Raw genomic sequence first — 17,327 nt, 5'->3', positions numbered from 1 at the left:
CGAAGGACTCGCACGACGCGACCGACTCCAAGGACATGACCGACTCCAAGGACTCCTGGGACGCCACCGACTCCAAGGACATGACCGACTCGAAGGACGCGCACGACGCGACCGACTCCAAGGACATGACCGACTCGAAGGACTCGCACGACGCGACCGACTCGAAGGACATGACCGACTCCAAGGACTCGTGGGATGCCACGGACTCGTGGGACGCGAAGGACTCGACCGACTCTTGGGACGCTACGGACTCCAAGGACATGAAGGATTCCAAGGACTCGGCTGACTCCAAGGACTCCCACGACGCGACCGACGCGAAGGACATGACCGACTCGAAGGACTCGCATGACGCGACCGACGTCAAGGACTCGACCGACGTCAAGGACTCGACCGACGTCAAGGACTCGACCGACGTCAAGGACTCGACCGACGTCAAGGACTCGACCGACTCCAAGGACTCGCACGACGCCACCGACTCCAAGGACATGACCGACTCCAAGGACTCGCACGACGCCACCGACTCCAAGGACTCGACTGACTCCAAGGACTCGCACGACGCCACCGACTCCAAGGACTCGACTGACTCCAAGGACTCGCACGACGCCACCGACGCCAAGGACATGACCGACTCCAAGGACGCCACCGACTCCAAGGACTCGACCGACTCCAAGGACTCGACTGACTCGGCCGACTCCAAGGACTCCACCGACTCGCACGACGCCACGGACTCCCGTGACGCCACCGACTCGCACGACGCCACCGACTCGACCGACTCCTCGGATCGCTCGGGCACCCCGGCGGGCTACGCCGCTCCCCGCACGGGTTCGCAGCTGGCCGTGACCGGCTCCGACACCGGCAGCAGCGCCACGACGTTCTCGCTCCTGGCCGGTGCGATGCTCCTGGTCGGATCCGGTCTGATGGCCGCTCGTCGCCGCAGCACGCGCCCTGCCGTGGCCTCGGCATCCGCGGCATCCGTCGCCCGAACCGCACCGCCCGTCTCGCCCGCACCGTCGATCGTCGACCGCCCCTCCACGGCGACCTCGACCACCACGATGAGTGCGACCGCGGCGGGCCCGCGAACCGCGGAGGGATCACCCGCCCCGCGGGGTGAGGCCCGACGCAGCTCGCGATCGGCCTCGCCGCATCGCCGGGACGGTTCGCCGGGAGCAGCCGGCACCGATGGTCCTGTCGACGGCTCGCTGAGCGGCTGACATGACCACGAAGAAGACAGGGGCCGGTCGCACCACGCGGCCGGCCCCCGCCCCCCGCTCTGCTCCGGCGGAGCGGGGGCCTCTCGCGCCCGCGATCGCGACGGTGGCTGCCGTCGCGGTCGTGGGGGCGTACGTGTTCGTGAGTGCGACGTTCACCGCTCCCCCATCGCCCGCGCGGGCCATGGTGAGCGACGGTTTCGCGCCGTACTTCTCGCAGCGGTGGGACGTGTTCGCGCCGAACATCCTCCGCGTCAACAGTGCTCTGCAGGTGCAGGCGCAGTGGCGCGATGACAACGGCGACCTGCAGGCGAGCGACTGGATCGACGTCACCGACATGGAGCTCGCCGCGGTGCGCGGCATCCCGACCCCGTCGCGCATCTCGAAGAACAGCATCAACGCGCTGAGCACCTACCTCGAGCGCTACGACGAACTCACCCCCGCCCAGCAGCAACGGGTGCAGGACTCGTTCATCGAACGCTCCTCCGACGGCGGTTTCACCGCGATCCCGGATGCCGAGCTGCGCGCCGAACTCGACGGTCTCGGCGACAGCGGCGAAGGGTCGTCCGTTCCGTTCGTGCGGTACGACTACATGCTGAACCGTTTCTCCACCGCGTTCACCGAGGCGTACTTCGGGCGCGACGTGGAGAGGGTGCGGTGGCGAGCGCAGTTCGACCGCCCGAATGAGTTCCTCCACCGTTTCGACGACGAGCGTCAGTTCGACCTGAACGAGCTCACTTTCGGATGGCGTGCGGCCGAGCAGGCCGACGACCCATCGGTGCGCGGCATCTTCGCCGACGTGCAGACGCGCTACACCGGCGAGGAGCGGCGATGACCATCCAATTCACCCGACGTCAGGGGTGGCGACAGCGCCTCTCCCCCGTGCAGCTGTGGACCGGCTTCCAGGACTGGCTGACGTCGGCGAAGCACGCGACGATTGGCTTCTCGCTGCTGCGGATCATCTTCGCGGTGGCGATGCTGCTCGTGCTGCTGCCGAGCTTCGCCGACCGGCACTACCTGTGGGGGGCGGGATCGTGGTGGGTGGAACCTGAGGCGCGTCGCCGCGGGTGGTGGGAGCCCTTCCGACTCATCTTCGCCAAGGACGATCCGGTACTTTTCGACCTGGCGTACTTCGCGCTCATTGCCCTGGCGCTGCTGTTCCTCGTGGGCTTCAAGACCCGTTGGGTGACGCCCGTGCTGCTCTTGTTCTGGGTCGGCCTCTCGGCCAACACGACGCTGCTGACCAACGGCGGCGACACCCTCATGCGGATCGTGCTGGTGTTCGCGCTGTTCGCCGACCTCAGCCGGCACTTCTCCGTCGACGCCTGGCTACGACGCAGGCGCGGCGAGCGGGCCGGACGATTCGACGCGCTCCGACGTCGCGTGCCCGAGTGGCTTTCGCCGCTGCTGCACAACACCGCGCTGATCCTGTGCTGCTACCAGATCCTGCTCGTGTACCTCGTGTCGTCGATCCTCAAGCTGCAGGGTGAGGAATGGATCTCCGGGACCGCCCTCTACTACGCCCTCTCGCTCACCGAGTTCCAGGTGCTTCCCGCCCTGAGCGAAGCGGTGTGGCAGGTGACCCCGTTCATCATGGTCGGCACGTGGTTCGCTCTCGTCGTGCAGCTCACGTTCCCGGTGGCGCTGCTGTGGAAGCCGTCGCGCTACGTCGCGGTCGCGGGCCTCTCGCTCACGCACTTCGGCATCGGCCTGCTGCTCGGACTCTGGCCGTTCTCGCTCGCGATGATCGCACTCGACCTGCTGCTCGTGCGCGACGCGTCGTGGTTGCGGGTGCGCGCCGTGGTCGGCATGCTCGTCACGCGCGGGCGTCGGGCCATCGCCGCGGCCCGCGAGAGCGTCCGCGAAGGGGGCGATGAGCTGACCCCCGAAACGCCGGAGCGCCGCGCGGCATGAGCCGGCGGCGCCCCTGGTCGTGATGGTGCTCAGTCGCGGATGGCCGCGCCGAACCGGTCGGCGGCCACCGCGACACCGGCGAGCTTGGCCTCGGTGGCCTCGGCTGCGGTGAGGGTGCGGTCGTCGGCGCGGAACCGCAGCGCGAACGTGAGGCTCTTCGTCCCTTCGGCGAGTCCCTGGCCGCGATAGTCGTCGACCAGGCGAGCGCCCTCGATCAGCGGAGTCCCACCCTCGAGCAGCGCCGCGCGCACGTCACCGGCGGCGACGTCGATCGGAACCGTGAGCGAGACATCCTGCGTGGCGGCGGGGAAACCCGAGAGGGATGCCGCGACGACGCGCGACTGCGCGAGCTCGAGCATCGCGTCGAGGTCGAGCTCGGCCACGAGCACTCGCCCGGGCAGGTCGGCCGCAGCCGACACCGCGGGCAGCAGCTCGCCGACGTAGCCGATGTCGTGTCCCGAGGCGAGCACCCGCGCCGTGCGGCCCGGGTGCAGAGCGGCGCGCTGAGCCTGCACGAGCTCGATGTCGAGCCCGGCGGCGGCGGTCAGCACGCGCACGGCGTCCACGGCATCCGCGAGGTCCGCGACGACCGCGGGCTGACCCGGCTGCTTCGCGACCGTGTGACCGGTCAGCAGAACGGCCACGTGCCGACGCTGCGGCGGGATCGACGCGTCGAGGGCGGCCAGGGTCGCGGCATCCGGACGCACCGCCAACGGCGGCACCGACGGCGTGCCGTACTGCACGCCCGGCTTGGGCAGGAAGACGGTCCCGGTCTCGAAGAGCGCGAGGTCGACGATGCCGCGCGACACGTTGCGATGCGCCACCTGCAGCAGGGCCGGCACGAGCGAGCGGCGCAGGAACGGGGCGAGGCCGTCGAGCGGGTTCGCGAGCTTGACGCTGGGCAGGGAGTCGCCCGAGGGCGAGCCGTGCAGAGCGTTCTGCTCCTCGGTGGTGAAGGGGAACGACGGCGTCTCGACGAATCCGGCCGAGGCGAGCGCGTTGGCGACGCGGCGGCGTCCCTGCTGCGCGGAGGTGAGGCCGCGGCCCGACGGCGGAGTCGGCAGCACCGAGGGGATGCGGTCGTACCCCTCGATACGCGCGACCTCCTCGGCCAGCGTCCACTTGTCGGTGAGGTCGGGGCGCCACGACGGCGCGGTGACCGCCCACCCACCCTCGCGCTCCTCGACGGTGCCGCCGATCAGGCGCAGGGCGCGCACGATCTCGTCGTCGGTGTACGCGACGCCGATGAGGCCCGGAACGAATCCGGCCGGCAGCGTGATCGGGTCACGACGGTAGGTCGACGGGAGGGATCCGCCCAGCTCGGTGTCGAGGGTTCCGCCGGCGAGCTCGACCATCAACGACGCGACGCGCTCGGCCGCGACGTGGGCCACGAGCGGGTCGACACCGCGCTCGAAGCGGCGCGAGGCCTCGGACGGCAACTTGTGCCGGCGGGCGGTGCGCGCGATCGAGACCTGGTCGAACGTCGCCGCCTCGATGAGCACGTTGCGCGTGGCGTCGCTCATCTCGGTGGGGCCGCCGCCCATGACACCCGCGAGGCCGATCGGGCCCGACTCGTCGGTGATGAGCAGGTCTTCGGCGTGGAGCGTGCGCACCTGGCCGTCGAGCGTCTCGAGCTTCTCGCCCTGCGCCGCGCGGCGCACGGTGATGCCGCCCTGCAGTCGGTCGAGGTCGTACCCGTGGATCGGCTGGCCCAACTCGAGCATCACGTAGTTGGTGATGTCGATGAGCACCCCGAGCGAACGGATGCCGGCGAGCGACAGCCGCGTGATCATCCACGGAGGCGTCGGTCGCGAGGGGTCGACGTCGCGCACGATCCGCGCCACGAACTGGCTTGCACCCTGGCGTCCGCGGATGGGAGCGCCGTCGTCGACGGCGATAGGGAAGCCCTCCGGCGTGCGGGCGACGGCCGCGTCGTGGCCGGCACCCGGATCGCGGAAGGCCGCGCCCGTGGCGTGCGAGTACTCGCGGGCGACGCCGCGCAGCGAGAGGGCGTAGCCGCGGTCGGGGGTGACGTTGATCTCGACGGCGATGTCGTCGAGGCCCAGCAGCGCGATCGCGTCGGTTCCGACGGGAGCGTCGATGCCCAGCTCGACCAGGCGCAGGATGCCGCTGTGCTCGCTCCCGAGGCCCAGCTCCTTCGCCGAGGCGATCATGCCGTCGGACACATGACCGTAGGTCTTGCGCGCGGCGATCGGGAACGGTCCGGGCAGAACCGAGCCGGGCAGGGTCACCACGACCTTGTCGCCCTCGAAGAAGTTGCCCGCACCGCAGACGATGCCGCGGATGTCCCTTTCACCGGTCCCTGAGCCTGTCGAAGGGCCGACGTCGACCTGGCACCAACGGATGGTCTTGCCGTTGGACTGCGGCTCGGGGGTGAACTCGATCACCTGCCCGACGACGATGGGGCCGGACAGCTCGAAGCGGTGCACGTCCTCTTCTTCGAAGCCGACGGAGACGAGGGCCGCCAGGACGTCTTCGGGCGTGGCCTCGGCCGCGACGTCGACGTACTCGCGCAACCAGGAGAGCGGGACGCGCATCAGACCACCATTCCGAACTGCTCGCTGAAGCGGACATCGCCCTCGGCCATGTCGCGCATGTCTTGCACGTCGCTGCGGAACATGAGCGTGCGCTCGATGCCCATGCCGAAGGCGAAGCCCGAGTACTCCTCGGGGTCGATGCCCGCGGCCCGCAGCACGTTGGGGTTCACCATGCCGCAGCCACCCCACTCGATCCATCGGGCGCCGCCCTTGAAGGTCGGATGCCAGAGGTCGAGCTCGGCGCTCGGCTCGGTGAACGGGAAGAAGTTGGCGCGGAAGCGCGTCTTCGCCTCGGGCCCGAACAGCACGCGCGCGGCGTGGTCGAGGGTGCCCTTGAGATGGGCCATGGTGATGCCCTTGTCGACGACGAGTCCTTCGAACTGCGTGAACACCGGCAGGTGCGTGGCGTCGAACTCGTCGGTGCGGTACACCCGGCCCGGGCACAGCACGTAGATCGGCAGGTCGCGCTCGAGCATCGACCGCACCTGCACGGGGCTCGTGTGCGTGCGGAGCACGAGGTGGCGCGCGACGGGATCGACGAAGAAGGTGTCCTGCATCTGACGTGCGGGGTGGTCGACGTCGAAGTTGAGCGCGTCGAAGTTGAACCACTCGTGCTCGAGCTCCGGCCCCTCCGCGATCTCCCAGCCCATGCCGACGAAGATGTCGGACACCTGCTCTTGCAGGAGGGTGATCGGATGCCGAGCCCCGACGCGAGCGCGCTGCGGGAGCGCCGTCACGTCGATGCGCTCGGCCTCGAGCTGGGCCGCGGTCTCGGCGGCCGCCAGCTCCGCCTCGCGAGCGGCGAGAGCCTGGTTCACCTGCCCACGGGCCTGCCCGACGAGCTTGCCGAAAGAGGCCTTGTGCTCGGGGGCGACGTTGCGCATCTGGGCGTTCAGCTGGGCGAGGGAGGACTGCTCCCCCGTGTGCGCGGAACGGGCGGACTTCAGCTCGGCGGTGGTCGCGGCGGCGGCGATGGCGGCAAGGGCCTCATCGACCGCGGAGGCGACGGCCTCGGGGGTGATCTCGGGTGCGTCGGACACGAGATGAGAGTCTACCGACGGGCGGGGACACTCCCCCGCCCGTCGGTGATTCCGACGCTCGGCTCGGCGGTCAGGACGCCGAGCCGGGACCGTTCCTGCCGAGACCGCGCTGGGCCACGATGAGCTCGGTGTCGGTGCCGGTCTGCCCCGCCGGCTCCGCGGGGGCGACGTTGCCCGCCTTGGGCGAACGGCGCAGGCCGACCTCGACGCGGTGAGCGGCGAACGACAGGGCGAGGCACATCGCGACGTAGATCACGCTGGCGATCATCGCGGCGGGGATCAGCGGAGAGCCGTACTCGCCGTTCGAGCCGAGGAGTCGGGCGAAGTACAACAGCTCGGGGTAGGTGATGATGAAGCCGAGCGCGGTGTCCTTCAGGGTGACCACCAACTGCGCGATGATCACGGGGAGCATGGCACGGATCGCCTGCGGCAGCAGGATCAGGCGCATGACGCCCGCCTTGCGCAGACCCACCGCGTAACCGGCCTCACTCTGACCGCGGGGCAGCGACTCGACGCCGGCGCGGATGACCTCCGACAGCACGGAGCCGTTGTAGAGGATCAGCGCGATGACGACGGCCCAGTACGACGACATCTTGATGCCGATGACCGGCAGACCGTAGTACAGCAGCAGCATGAAGACGAGCACGGGGACGGCGCGGAGGATCTCGACCACCCAGCCGACGGGCAGCCGCACCCAGCGGTGGTCGGACATGCGCCCGATGGCCAACACGAAACCGAGGATCAGCGCCCCGACCGCGGCGACGGCGAACGCCGCCAGCGTCGCGAGCGTCGCCTGGCCGAAGCGCTCCCAGATGGCCGAGTAGGTGAAGACGTTCCACTTCGCGGCGGAGAACTGCCCGGTGTCGATGAACCGCCAGATCACGAAGCCGATCACGGCGGCGACGAGCAGCAGGGTGGCGGCGCCGATGATGCGGTTGCGCAGCTGCGCCCGCGGGCCCGGCACGTCGTACAGGACGGAGGAGCTCATCGGACGACCTTCCACTTCTTCTCGGCGGCGTTCTGGAGAGCGGCAAGCAGGAGCACGAGGATGACGAACACGACCATCACCAGCAGGATCGTGACGAGCTGGTTCTCGCCGTTCTCGCTCATGGTGGCGCGGATGTTGCCGAGGTTGACCACCGAGAAGCCTGCGGCGACGGTGGTGTTCTTGAGCAGGGCGATGAAGACGCTCATCATCGGGGGGATGACCGAGCGGGTGGCCTGGGGCAGGACGATCAACGACATGACCTGCCCGAATCCGAGGCCGAGGGCACGGGCCGCTTCGGCCTGACCGACCGGGACGGTGTTGATGCCGGAGCGGATGGTCTCGGCCACGTAGGTGGCCGTGTAGACGCCGAGCCCGCACACGGCCAGCAGCAGGAAGCTGCCGCGGGGCACGTCGACGAGCAACGGCACGCAGAACGCGAAGAAGAAGAGCACGAGCGTCAGCGGGGTGTTGCGGATCCAGTTGACGTAGACCGCGCCGACAGCACGCGCGATGGGGACGGGAGACACCCGCATCGCCGCGACGACGAAGCCGAGCACGAGGGCGATGAGTCCGCCGCCCACGAAGAGCACGACGGTCCCCCACAGCGCCTGTCCCCACAGGTCGGGGTAGTCGAAGATCTGATTCACCGGAAGCGGTCCGTTCTGTCGCGGGTCTGTCGCGTGGAGCTCGGCAGTGCGGGCGGCGCGCATGCGCCGCCCGCACGGGTGCTCAGCTGACGGGGTCGACCGCCGGCTGCTCGCCCTTGACGCCCGAGGCGCCGAGGTTCTTCTCGAAGATGGCCTCCCAGGTGGATCCACCGTCAGTGAACATCGTGTTCACGAACTCCTGGAAAGCGGTGTCGCCCTTGGCGATGCCGACGCCGTAGCGCTCCTCGCTGAAGGGCTCTCCCGCGATCTTGAGGTTGTCGGGGTCCTGAGCGGCGTAGCCGAGGAGGATCGCCTCGTCGGTGGTCACCGCGTCGACCTCGCCGTTCTTGAGCTTCTCGACGCACTGCGAGTAGGTGTCGAACTCGACGACCTTCGCGGGAGTCTGCTCGCGGATGCGCTGGATCGGCGTCGAACCCGTCACCGAGCACACGGTGGTCTCGGCCGTGAGCGAGTCCTTGCCGGTGATCGTGTCGTCATCGGCGGCGACCAGCAGGCCCTGACCGGTGAGGAAGTAGGGGCCGGCGAAGGAGATCTGCTCCTTGCGCTTGTCGGTGATCGAGTAGGTGCCGACGTAGTAGTCGATGTCACCGTTGATGAGGGCCTGCTCGCGGTTGGCCGAGGCGATGGCCTTGTACTCCACCTTCGACTCGTCCGCCGGGTCAAAACCGAGCGATGCGGCGATCCAACGCGCGACGTCGACGTCGAAGCCCTTGCGCTCGCCCGTCACCGGGTCGAGGTAGCCGAGGCCCGGCTGGTCTTCCTTCACACCGACGACGACCTTGCCGGCCGACTCAATCTTGGTGAAGGTGGGGCTGTTCTCGATCGTGACGTCGGTGGCGACCGCGCCGTACACCGGTGCGTCGCTGCCGCCGTCGGAGGCACCGTCACCGGGTGCTGCGCCCGGGGTGCCGCTGTTGCAGGCCGTCAGAGCCAGAAGGCCGGCGGCGATGATGCTCGCGCCGGCGAGAAAACGTGTCTTACGCATGTGATGTCTCCTTGGTTACGTGTGCTGTGCGGATGAAAGGTCTGGGGTGACGGCGCGCGAAAGGGACCGGGGGAACGGTCGATCAGCTTTCGGCGGAAGAACCTCCTCGTTCGACGCCGTCATGAGGAACGCGTCAGTGCGTGATGAGCTTCGAGAGGAAGTCCTTTGCGCGATCCGACTCGGGTTGAGTGAAGAATTTCTCGGGGGTCGCCTGCTCGACGATCTGCCCGTCGGCCATGAACACCACGCGGTTCGCGGCCTTGCGAGCGAAGCCCATCTCGTGGGTGACGACGATCATCGTCATGCCCTCGCTGGCGAGGCCGACCATCACGTCGAGCACCTCGTTGATCATCTCGGGGTCGAGCGCGGAGGTCGGCTCGTCGAAGAGCATGACCTTGGGCTTCATCGCGAGCGCCCGGGCGATCGCCACGCGCTGCTGCTGACCACCCGAGAGCTGGGCGGGCAGCTTGTCGGCCTGATGCCCGACGCCCACGCGCTCCAGGAGCGCCCGGGCCTCCTTCTCGGCATCCGCCTTCTTCATCTTGCGAACCTTGATGGGGCCGAGCGTGACGTTCTCGAGGATCGTCAGGTGCGCGAAGAGGTTGAACGACTGGAACACCATGCCGACATCGGCACGCAGTTCGGCCAGGCCCTTCCCCTCTTTGGGAAGCTCCTTGCCGTCGATGGTGATCGAGCCGCTCGTGATGGTCTCGAGACGGTTGATGGTGCGGCACAAGGTCGACTTGCCCGAACCGGAAGGACCGATGACCACGACGACTTCGCCGCGGTCGACGGTGAGGTCGATGTCTTTCAGGGCCTGGAACTGCCCGTAGTGCTTCTGCACGTCGGAGACGACGACCAGGGGCTCGGAGCTCGCCGGGGGTACGGATGCCATGTGTTCACCCTATGAGGGGGAAGGGTGGCCGACCACATTCCCGCGCACGCCTTAACCGTTCTGTAACAGCCGCCTCAACCTGCGCGCTGCGCGAAAGCGGTCTCGTACAGGCACACGCTGGCCGCCGTGGCGAGGTTCAGCGACTCCGCCCGACCGTAGATCGGCAGGCGCAGCGAGAGGTCGGCCTGAGCCAGCGCCGTCTCGTCGAGGCCGCGCGCCTCGTTGCCGAACAACCACGCCGTCGGCTCCGCGAGGAGCTCGCGAGACGCCAGGAAATCCGCGCCGTCGACGTCGGCCGCGACCACGCGGAGTCCGGCCTCGTGCACGCGCTCCACGACGTCGGCCAACTCGAGATCGACGGCGATCGGCACGTGGAAGAGCGAGCCGGTCGTCGAGCGCACGACCTTCGGATTGTAGGGGTCGACCGTGCGGCCGGTGAGGATCACGGCATCCGCCCCCGCCGCATCGGCGGCCCGGATGATCGTGCCGAGGTTGCCCGGATCGCGGACCTCCTCGCAGATCGCGATCAGACGCGGGCGGCCCGCCAGCAGGTCTTTCAGCGCCGTCGGCGCCTGACGCGCCACCGCGACGATGCCCTGCGGCGTGACGGTGTCGGCCATCGCGTCGAGGACCGCCTCGGTCGTGTACTGCAGGTCGACGTCGGCGCGCTCGGCCAGCTCGCGAACATCGGCGTGCTTCTCGAGCGCCGTGGGCGTCGCGTACAGCTCGAGCACCGTGTCGGGCGCCCATTCGAGCGCCTCACGGGCGGCCTGCGGACCCTCGAGCAGGAAGAGACCGGTCTCTTGACGGGCGGCGCGCTTGCTGAGCTTGGCCACGGCGCGCACCCGCGGCGAACGGGGGTTCTCGAGCACGGACTCAGTGTATGACGCCGACGGCATGCGAACCGGGATGCCGCGCAGGAACAGCGAAACGGGCGCCCTCCGAAGAGGACGCCCGTTTCGTGGAAGACGTGTCTTACGCGGTCTTCGCGGCGTTGACGTCGCTGGGCAGCGCAGCCTTCGCCGTGGCGACGAGCGAGGCGAACACGGCCGGCTCGTTGACCGCGAGCTCGGCGAGCATGCGACGGTCGACCTGCACACCCGCGAGGCCGAGGCCCTGGATGAAGCGGTTGTACGTCATGCCGTTGGCGCGCGATGCGGCGTTGATGCGCTGGATCCACAGACGACGGAAGTCGCCCTTGCGCTTGCGGCGGTCACGGTACGCGTAGACCAGGGAGTGGGTGACCTGCTCCTTGGCCTTGCGGTACAGGCGCGAACGCTGACCGCGGTAACCGGACGCGCGCTCGAGGATGACGCGACGCTTCTTGTGGGCGTTTACTGCCCGCTTGACTCTAGCCATTTCTGTTCTTTCCTAACGTGCGTCGGCGCTCAGAGGCCGAGGAGCTTCTTGGCGACCTTGGAGTCACCCTTGGCCAGGACCTGCTCCTGGTTCAGGCGACGGGTGCGCTTGGAGGCCTTGCCCTCGAGGTTGTGGCGCATGCCGGCCTGCTGCTTCATGAGCTTGCCGCTACCGGTGAGCTTGAAGCGCTTCTTGGCGCCCGAGTGGGTCTTCTGCTTCGGCATCTGTCTTCCTTCGTTGGGGTTCCCGGCGGAGCGGGAGTCGGGGAGCTTTACTCGGCGGACGCCGGGGCAGCTTCGTCTGTGGGTGCCGAATCGCCTCGAGCGGCACTTCGCGCGGCTTCACGGTTCGCCGTGCGCTGCGCGTTCTGCTCGGTCTTGACCTCGGACTTGTTCTTGTGAGGAGCCACCACCATCACCATGTTGCGGCCGTCGATCGTGGGGTTCGACTCGACGGTGCCGAACTCGGCGACGTCTTCGGCGAACTTGCGGAGCAGACGGACACCCTGCTCGGGACGCGACTGCTCGCGACCGCGGAACAGGATCATGGCCTTCACCTTGTCGCCCGCCTGGAGGAAGCCCTCGGCGCGCTTGAGCTTGGTGATGTAGTCGTGAGCCTCGATCTTCAGACGGAACCGCACCTCTTTGAGCACGGTGTTCGCCTGGTTACGACGCGTTTCCTTGGCCTTCTGAGCGGCCTCGTACTTGAACTTGCCGTAATCCATGATCTTGACCACGGGCGGCTTCGAGCTCGGCGCAACCTCGACCAAGTCGAGGTCCGCTTCCTGGGCCAGGCGCAGCGCAGCTTCGATTCGGACGATGCCGACCTGCTCGCCGTTGGGTCCGACGAGACGGACCTCCGGGACTCGGATGCGCTCGTTGGTGCGGGGATCGCTGATGCGGAACTCCTCTTTCATACGGGTGGTGGCCGCCGCGATCCGTCGGAATCGCGGGCGAAGAGGAGAGACACGCCACCCGGCACGGCGCTTTCGGCACCGGCTTCTGCACCCAGGCAACCCCGTGGAACACGGAGCGGAGTGCGGGAACCCGGTAGCCTGGAGCGGCAAGCGCGGGTGGGATGTGATCCTCTTTCGTACGGAGTGAAACACTCCGAAGCCCGCCATAGTCTAGCAGAGAGAACCCCGTGACCACGATTCCCCCCGACATGCCCACCGACGACCACTCCGCGCACCGCCACGGAGCAGAAGACGAGCGTCTGGCCCGCTGGGAGGAACAGGAGCGCGCGGCGTCCTCCGCCACCCGCGACATCGCCGACGTCCCCGCCGTCGAGGTCATCACCACGGCCGCCGTCCACCTCATGAGCGCTGCCGCCGTCAAGACCGGCCTGGCCGACGACCCGGGCCAGCAGCTCGACCTCGACGAAGCCCGCAAGCTCATCAACGCCCTCGCCGGACTCATCACCGCCGGCGCCCCCGAGATCAGCGACATGCACGCGCGCTCGCTGCGCGACGGCCTACGCTCCCTGCAACTCGCGTTCCGCGAGGCGTCGACGATCCAGGACCCCATTGGTAAGGGGCCGGGCGAGAAGTGGACGGGTCCCGTCACGTAATTCCGTCGTTCTGGGGGTACCGGGCTCCGTGATTCCCCCTTCCCAAGGCAGGAGCGGGGCCCCTTCCCCGATTGCCCTGGGGAGGGGGCATCACTGCGCCCTGTGCCGCAGGCCGCCTTCTTCCGTGACACCCGCTGGGGCATGACGGCGGTGGGAGGTCCCGGAGCCTGTTGAAGGGACCGGGAGCCGAGCGATCAGGCCTCGCTGCTGCGGTGGAGCTTGACCGTCAGGGAGTCGACGAGGACGGCGATGCGGTCATCGGCCGCCCACCGGCGCGCGAGGCGTGCGAGCACGGCATCCAATTCCTCCTGCTCGAGCCCCGACATCAGCTGAAGGTGCACGACGAGTTCCGGTCCGCGCAGGCGCCCCGAGGGATCGCCCGACTCCACCGCGAGGTCGAGCACAGCCAGCTCGCCCGAGATGCTCTCGTGCAGACCCGTGAAGATCGTGGGCGACGTGTGCGCCGGCTCCCACGGCTCGCCCTGGGCGATGGCCCATACGGCGGGTCGACGCAGGACGAACTCCGTCTCGGACGCCGGGTCGATCACGATGAGCTCGGTGTCTTCGGATGCCGCGGCGAGAGCCGTGCGCCGACCGTCCGCCGGCACGGGGCGGGCCTTGGCGTCCCAGGTCTGCAGCGCCGTCACCGAGGTGAACACGGGGAGCACCTTGCGACCGTCGGGAGCGGCGACCGTGACGATCGAGAGCTCCTGCGTCTTGTCGACCTCGAGGCCGTGCGCGCCGACACCGTGATCGCCCTTCTCGGCGACCAGCGGGATCAGCAGACGCGCCGTGCGGTAGGCGTCGACGATGGAGCGTGCATCGCCCTCCCCCGCGCGGAACGCGAGAAGAGCGGCCAGCAGCGCCGGGTCGGCGGATCCGTCGTCACCGGAGTGCGGGTTCGACTCGAATCGGCGGCCCTCCCACGGGACGCCGGCGGAATCCGCGTGGGCGCCGTGAGCGTGGTCGTGCGGATCGTCAGTGTCCGGCGACATCCAGCGCCTCAGCGAGGGTGAACTGCCCCGCGTAGAGAGCCTTGCCGACGATCGCGCCCTCGACGCCGAGCGGCACCAGCTCCCGCAGCGCGGCGATGTCGTCGAGGCTCGAGACGCCACCCGAGGCGACGATCGGCTTGGGCGTGCGCTGGGTCATCTCGCGCAGCAGTTCGATGTTCGGGCCGCGCAGCGTGCCGTCCTTGGTCACGTCGGTGACGACATAGCGGCTGCATCCGGCGTCTTCGAGGCGCTGGAGCACGGTCCACAGGTCGCCGCCGTCACGGGTCCACCCGCGTGCGGCCAGCGTGGTGCCGCGCACGTCGAGGCCGACCGCGATCGCCTCGCCGTAGCGGTTGATGACGTCGGCCGCCCACTCGGGGTTCTCGAGAGCTGCCGTACCGAGGTTGATGCGGCTCGCACCGCTCTCGAGAGCGGCTTCGAGCGAACGGTCGTCGCGGATGCCGCCGGAGAGCTCGACCTGCACACCCTTGACCTGCTTGATGACCTTGCGCATGACGCTCGCGTTGCTGCCGCGACCGAAGGCTGCGTCGAGATCGACCAGGTGGATCCACTGGGCACCCTGGCGAGCGAAGTCGGCGGCGGCGTCGACGGGGTCGCCGTAGCTGGTCTCGGTACCGGCCTCACCCTGGGTCAGACGGACGGCCTTGCCGTCGGCGACGTCGACCGCGGGAAGCAGCACAAGTTCGGGCGTGGACGCGAAATCGTTCATGGCTCCTCGCACCCTTCGGCGCATCTCGCCGAGCCGGGGCACGAGGTCACACAGTAGTCGCGCGCAGGCCGCCGATCCAATTGGACAGCAAGCGGATGCCGGCTTCTCCCGACTTCTCGGGGTGGAACTGCGTCGCGGCCAGCGGCCCGTTCTCGACGGCGGCGATGAACGGCGCACCGTAGGTGCACCACGTGACCGAGGGCTGAGGGAAGGGCGGGGTGACCTCGAGCGACCACTCCTGCGCGGCGTAGGAGTGCACGAAATAGAAGCGCTCGTTCTCGATGCCCTCGAACAGGCGCGAGCCCTCTCCGGCGGTGACGGTGTTCCAACCCATGTGCGGCAGGACCGGTGCGGCGAGCTCGCCGACGGTGCCGGGCCACTCCCCCAAACCCGGGGTGTCGGTGCCGCGCTCGATCCCGCGCTCGAACATCACCTGCATACCGACGCAGATGCCGAGCACAGGCCGACCTCCCGCGAGGCGTCGGTCGATGATCTCGCCGCCGCGGCTGGCGTTGAGCGCGCCCATGACGGCGCTGAACGCACCGACTCCCGGCACGAGCAGTCCATCGGCGTCGAGAAGGAGCGAACGGTCGGAGGTCAGGCGGGCGTCCGCCCCAGCCTCGACCAGCGCCTTGACCGCCGAGTGGACGTTGCCCGACCCGTAATCGAGGACCGCGACGACGGGCTTCGAGGTCACAACGCTCCCTTGGTGCTGGGGATGCCGTCGACCAGGGGGTCGAGCGCCTTCGCCTGACGGAAGGCGCGGGCGAGCGCCTTGTACTCGGCCTCGGCGATGTGGTGGGGGTCGCGTCCGCCCAGGACGCGCACGTGCACCGTCAGACCGGCGTGGATCGAGATCGCCTCGAACGAGTGCCGCACGAGCGATCCGGTGAAGTGACCGCCGATGAGGTGGTGCTCGAACCCGACGGGCTCCCCGGTGTGCACGAGGTAGGGACGCCCGCTGATGTCGACGACGGCCTGCGCGAGCGCCTCGTCGAGGGGGACGAGGGCGTCGCCGTACCGCGCGATGCCCGACTTGTCGCCGAGCGCCTGACGGATGGCCTGACCGAGCACGATCGAGGTGTCTTCGACGGTGTGGTGGGCGTCGATGTGGGTGTCGCCGGTCGAGCGGACGCGCAGGTCGGTGAGCGAGTGCTTCGCGAACGCCGTGAGCATGTGGTCGAAGAACGGCACGCTCGTGGAGATGTCGCTGGTGCCGCGGCCGTCGAGGTCGAGCTCGAGTTCGACGCGGGACTCGCTCGTCTCGCGGGTGATCGAGGCGGTGCGGGGCGAGGCGGGGCCGGTCATGACCGCGATCCTACCGAGGCCAGTGCGTCGAGGAACGCCGTGGTCTCGTCGGCCGTGCCCGCCGTCACGCGCAGGTGGTGAGCGATCCCGACGTCGCGGATCAGCACTCCCCGGTCGTACAGGGCCTTCCACGTGGCCGCAGGGTCGTCGACCCCGCCGAACAGCACGAAGTTCGTCCACGACTCGTGGGCGGTGTAGCCGAGGGCGGCCACGGTCGCCGAGATCCGGTCGCGCTGGGCGACGATCGCGTCGACCATCGACAGCATCGTGTCGGCGTGCGCGAGGGCGGCGGTCGCCGCCGCCTGCGTGAGCGCACTGAGGTGGTAGGGCAGCCGTACGAGGCGCAGGGCGTCGACGAGCGCGGGATCGGCGGCGAGGTAGCCCACGCGCGCTCCGGCGAAGGCGAAGGCCTTGCTCATCGTGCGCGAGACGACCAGGCGCGGGCGACCGGGCAGCAGCGAGACCGCGGAGGGCTCGTCGCGGGGGGCGAACTCCTCGTACGCCTCGTCGACGATGACGATGCCGTCGGTGGCGTCGTAGACGGCCTGAACGACGTCGAGGCGAAGAGGCGTTCCGGTGGGGTTGTTCGGGGCGCACAGGAACACGATGTCGGGGCGGCGCTCGCGCACCCGCGCGGCGGCCGATTCCGCGGTGAGCGAGAAGTCGTGCTCGCGCTCGCCCGCGATCCAGGAGGCGCCGGTGGCCCGCGTCAGGATCGGGTACATCGAGTAGGTCGGGGCGAAGCCCATCGCGGTGCGGCCGGGGCCGCCGAACGCCTGGAGGATGTGCTGCAGGACCTCGTTCGAGCCGTTGGCCGCCCAGATCTGCTCGGGAGACAGCCCGTGACCCAGGTAGCCGGCGAAGGCCTCCCGCAGACCGGTGAACTCTCGGTCGGGGTAGCGGTTGACGTCGCGCAGGGCCCGGGCGACGGCGTCGAGAATGTCGTCGGCGACCTCTTGAGGAACCGGGTGGGTGTTCTCGTTGACGTTCAGCGCGACGGGAAGGGCCGCCTGCGGGGCACCGTACGGGGTCATACCCCGGAGATCGTCGCGGAGAGGCAGGTCGTCAAGGCGCACAGTCACCTCACCCATGGTAGGCGGCGACGACGGC

Annotated in this window: 19 protein-coding genes; 4 read left to right on the top strand and 15 right to left on the bottom strand. The window is 69.1% G+C overall.

All coding sequences use genetic code 11. From position 1 onward, the window contains the following. The 3 genes from LPW41_RS06950 to LPW41_RS06940 all read left to right on the top strand — a co-directional run. A partial coding sequence (locus LPW41_RS06950) for an LPXTG cell wall anchor domain-containing protein (RefSeq protein WP_230704411.1) occupies positions 1-1,211 on the top strand: 1,211 nt, incomplete at its 5' end. A 1-nt stretch (position 1,212) separates the two neighbouring features. After that, positions 1,213-2,043: a DUF5819 family protein gene (locus LPW41_RS06945; protein ID WP_154095905.1), complete on the top strand. Its 831-nt coding sequence runs from the start codon at positions 1,213-1,215 to the stop codon at positions 2,041-2,043. Next, positions 2,040-3,122, top strand: coding sequence for an HTTM domain-containing protein (locus LPW41_RS06940; RefSeq protein WP_186325371.1), 1,083 nt, complete (start codon positions 2,040-2,042; stop codon positions 3,120-3,122). The genes LPW41_RS06945 and LPW41_RS06940 overlap by 4 nt, the downstream gene beginning before the upstream one ends. Before the next feature lie 29 nt (positions 3,123-3,151). On the opposite strand, the gene pheT is transcribed toward LPW41_RS06940, so the two are convergent. From pheT to infC, 10 genes are all read right to left on the bottom strand, one after another. Next, positions 3,152-5,680 carry a phenylalanine--tRNA ligase subunit beta gene (gene pheT / locus LPW41_RS06935; RefSeq protein WP_144828222.1) on the bottom strand — a complete coding sequence of 843 codons (2,529 nt, stop codon included), beginning with the start codon at positions 5,678-5,680 and terminating at the stop codon, positions 3,152-3,154. After that, entirely contained in the window at positions 5,680-6,720 is a 1,041-nt protein-coding gene (pheS, locus tag LPW41_RS06930; protein WP_144828224.1) for a phenylalanine--tRNA ligase subunit alpha, read from the bottom strand. Before pheS ends, pheT begins: the two co-directional genes overlap by 1 nt. Before the next feature lie 70 nt (positions 6,721-6,790). Continuing rightward, positions 6,791-7,708: an amino acid ABC transporter permease gene (locus tag LPW41_RS06925; protein WP_144828228.1), complete on the bottom strand. Its 918-nt coding sequence runs from the start codon at positions 7,706-7,708 to the stop codon at positions 6,791-6,793. After that, entirely contained in the window at positions 7,705-8,355 is a 651-nt protein-coding gene (locus LPW41_RS06920; RefSeq protein WP_144828231.1) for an amino acid ABC transporter permease, read from the bottom strand. The genes LPW41_RS06925 and LPW41_RS06920 overlap by 4 nt, the downstream gene beginning before the upstream one ends. Positions 8,356-8,437: 82 nt before the next feature. Further along, positions 8,438-9,361 (bottom strand): glutamate ABC transporter substrate-binding protein, encoded by a 924-nt coding sequence (locus LPW41_RS06915; RefSeq protein WP_144828234.1) that lies wholly within the window; start codon positions 9,359-9,361, stop codon positions 8,438-8,440. A gap of 133 nt (positions 9,362-9,494) precedes the next feature. Further along, the gene (locus LPW41_RS06910) at positions 9,495-10,223 is read right to left on the bottom strand and encodes an amino acid ABC transporter ATP-binding protein (RefSeq protein WP_186325456.1); all 729 of its coding nucleotides are present in this window, start codon (positions 10,221-10,223) and stop codon (positions 9,495-9,497) included. 107 nt (positions 10,224-10,330) lie between these two features. Beyond that, positions 10,331-11,128: an RNA methyltransferase gene (locus LPW41_RS06905; RefSeq protein ID WP_230704410.1), complete on the bottom strand. Its 798-nt coding sequence runs from the start codon at positions 11,126-11,128 to the stop codon at positions 10,331-10,333. Positions 11,129-11,231: 103 nt separating this feature from the next. Continuing rightward, positions 11,232-11,615 carry a 50S ribosomal protein L20 gene (gene rplT / locus LPW41_RS06900; protein ID WP_144828243.1) on the bottom strand — a complete coding sequence of 128 codons (384 nt, stop codon included), beginning with the start codon at positions 11,613-11,615 and terminating at the stop codon, positions 11,232-11,234. 29 nt (positions 11,616-11,644) lie between these two features. Beyond that, complete coding sequence (rpmI, locus tag LPW41_RS06895; RefSeq protein WP_013583375.1) at positions 11,645-11,839, bottom strand: 50S ribosomal protein L35; 195 nt, start codon at positions 11,837-11,839, stop codon at positions 11,645-11,647. Positions 11,840-11,886: 47 nt separating this feature from the next. Continuing rightward, positions 11,887-12,531 carry a translation initiation factor IF-3 gene (infC, locus tag LPW41_RS06890; RefSeq protein WP_144782047.1) on the bottom strand — a complete coding sequence of 215 codons (645 nt, stop codon included), beginning with the start codon at positions 12,529-12,531 and terminating at the stop codon, positions 11,887-11,889. 248 nt (positions 12,532-12,779) lie between these two features. Between infC and LPW41_RS06885 the strand changes: the two genes are divergently transcribed. Beyond that, on the top strand, positions 12,780-13,184 hold the full coding sequence (locus LPW41_RS06885; protein ID WP_154096282.1) for a DUF1844 domain-containing protein: 405 nt from the start codon (positions 12,780-12,782) through the stop codon (positions 13,182-13,184). Positions 13,185-13,378: 194 nt separating this feature from the next. Here LPW41_RS06885 and LPW41_RS06880 read toward each other — a convergent pair whose 3' ends face one another. The 5 genes from LPW41_RS06880 to LPW41_RS06860 are packed head-to-tail and all read right to left on the bottom strand — an operon-like array spanning position 13,379 to position 17,308. Beyond that, on the bottom strand, positions 13,379-14,179 hold the full coding sequence (locus tag LPW41_RS06880; protein ID WP_154095907.1) for an SseB family protein: 801 nt from the start codon (positions 14,177-14,179) through the stop codon (positions 13,379-13,381). Then, entirely contained in the window at positions 14,163-14,909 is a 747-nt protein-coding gene (gene priA / locus LPW41_RS06875) for a bifunctional 1-(5-phosphoribosyl)-5-((5-phosphoribosylamino)methylideneamino)imidazole-4-carboxamide isomerase/phosphoribosylanthranilate isomerase PriA (protein WP_144828249.1), read from the bottom strand. The genes LPW41_RS06880 and priA overlap by 17 nt, the downstream gene beginning before the upstream one ends. Positions 14,910-14,955: 46 nt before the next feature. Next, a complete protein-coding gene (hisH, locus tag LPW41_RS06870) occupies positions 14,956-15,606 on the bottom strand; it encodes an imidazole glycerol phosphate synthase subunit HisH (protein WP_144828252.1) in 651 nt (216 codons plus the stop codon). Beyond that, positions 15,603-16,217, bottom strand: coding sequence for an imidazoleglycerol-phosphate dehydratase HisB (gene hisB / locus LPW41_RS06865; RefSeq protein ID WP_144828255.1), 615 nt, complete (start codon positions 16,215-16,217; stop codon positions 15,603-15,605). Before hisB ends, hisH begins: the two co-directional genes overlap by 4 nt. Further along, complete coding sequence (locus LPW41_RS06860; protein WP_230704409.1) at positions 16,214-17,308, bottom strand: histidinol-phosphate transaminase; 1,095 nt, start codon at positions 17,306-17,308, stop codon at positions 16,214-16,216. The genes hisB and LPW41_RS06860 overlap by 4 nt, the downstream gene beginning before the upstream one ends. Positions 17,309-17,327: the final 19 nt, after the last annotated feature.

The sequence above is a fragment of the Microbacterium sp. JC 701 genome (assembly GCF_021026215.1).
GTDB lineage: Bacteria > Actinomycetota > Actinomycetes > Actinomycetales > Microbacteriaceae > Microbacterium > Microbacterium algihabitans.
This window is presented reverse-complemented; position numbering and strand designations above follow the sequence as displayed.

Bases quoted from the DNA above. Each gene is read 5' to 3' on its own strand.
- LPW41_RS06945 (WP_154095905.1), top strand. From the start codon at position 1,213: ATGACCACGAAGAAGACAGGGGCCGGTCGCACCACGCGGCCGGCCCCC.
- LPW41_RS06940 (WP_186325371.1), top strand. From the start codon at position 2,040: ATGACCATCCAATTCACCCGACGTCAGGGGTGGCGACAGCGCCTCTCC.
- pheT (WP_144828222.1), bottom strand. From the start codon at position 5,680: ATGCGCGTCCCGCTCTCCTGGTTGCGCGAGTACGTCGACGTCGCGGCC.
- LPW41_RS06925 (WP_144828228.1), bottom strand. From the start codon at position 7,708: ATGAGCTCCTCCGTCCTGTACGACGTGCCGGGCCCGCGGGCGCAGCTG.
- LPW41_RS06915 (WP_144828234.1), bottom strand. From the start codon at position 9,361: ATGCGTAAGACACGTTTTCTCGCCGGCGCGAGCATCATCGCCGCCGGC.
- rplT (WP_144828243.1), bottom strand. From the start codon at position 11,615: ATGGCTAGAGTCAAGCGGGCAGTAAACGCCCACAAGAAGCGTCGCGTC.
- rpmI (WP_013583375.1), bottom strand. From the start codon at position 11,839: ATGCCGAAGCAGAAGACCCACTCGGGCGCCAAGAAGCGCTTCAAGCTC.
- infC (WP_144782047.1), bottom strand. From the start codon at position 12,531: ATGAAAGAGGAGTTCCGCATCAGCGATCCCCGCACCAACGAGCGCATC.
- LPW41_RS06885 (WP_154096282.1), top strand. From the start codon at position 12,780: ATGCCCACCGACGACCACTCCGCGCACCGCCACGGAGCAGAAGACGAG.
- LPW41_RS06880 (WP_154095907.1), bottom strand. From the start codon at position 14,179: ATGTCGCCGGACACTGACGATCCGCACGACCACGCTCACGGCGCCCAC.
- priA (WP_144828249.1), bottom strand. From the start codon at position 14,909: ATGAACGATTTCGCGTCCACGCCCGAACTTGTGCTGCTTCCCGCGGTC.
- hisB (WP_144828255.1), bottom strand. From the start codon at position 16,217: ATGACCGGCCCCGCCTCGCCCCGCACCGCCTCGATCACCCGCGAGACG.
- LPW41_RS06860 (WP_230704409.1), bottom strand. From the start codon at position 17,308: ATGGGTGAGGTGACTGTGCGCCTTGACGACCTGCCTCTCCGCGACGAT.